At 64.1% G+C, this 750-nt stretch carries 1 protein-coding gene; it reads left to right on the plus strand.

Going from position 1 to position 750, the window contains the following annotated elements:
- The coding region (locus tag ACT3R7_RS20700) for an FAD-binding oxidoreductase (RefSeq protein WP_496199465.1) at positions 1-750 on the plus strand (750 nt) is incomplete at both ends.

Genomic DNA, 750 nt, shown 5'->3' on the forward strand with positions numbered 1-750 from the left:
CGGCCCGCCGGGTGCGGGTACAGGCCGGGGTCGTGAAAGACCAGCTGAACGCCGCGCTAAAACCCCATGGCCTGTTCTTTGCCCCCGAGCTCTCCACCTCCAACCGCGCCACCCTCGGCGGCATGATCTCCACCGATGCCAGCGGCCAGGGCAGCTGTGCCTATGGTAAAACCCGCAATCACGTGCTGGAACTCGACACGGTGCTGCTCGGTGGCCAGCATCTACATAGCCGCGCGCTGAGTGCCGAGGATGAGCAACACGCCTGCCAGCAGGCGGGCATCGTCGGTCGTGTTCACCAGACGGCCACGGCCATTATTGACCAACAGCGCGCGCTGATTGAGGCGACCTTCCCGCCGCTGAACCGCTGCCTGACCGGCTACGACCTGGCCCACTTACGCGACGCCGCCGGCCAGCTTAATCTCAATAGCCTGCTGTGCGGTTCGGAAGGCTCGCTGGGGCTTCTGAATGAAGCCGTCCTCAACGTACTGCCGATTCCCAAGTACGCCACGCTGGTCAACGTGCGCTACCCAAGCTTTATGGCAGCCCTGCGCGACGCCAAGGCGCTGATGGCAAATGCCGAGCCCATCTCGATTGAAACCATCGACGATACGGTGCTGACGCTGGCCATGGAGGACTTCGTCTGGGACAGCGTGGCTGAGTTCTTCCCCGCCACGCCAGAGGCGCCGATTCGCGGCATCAACCTGGTCGAGTTTAGCGGCGACGACCCCGAGGACGTGGCCGAGCAGGTGA

This window comes from Halomonas sp. AOP43-A1-21 (genome assembly GCF_052376775.1).
Taxonomy (GTDB): Bacteria; Pseudomonadota; Gammaproteobacteria; order Pseudomonadales; family Halomonadaceae; genus Vreelandella; species Vreelandella colorata.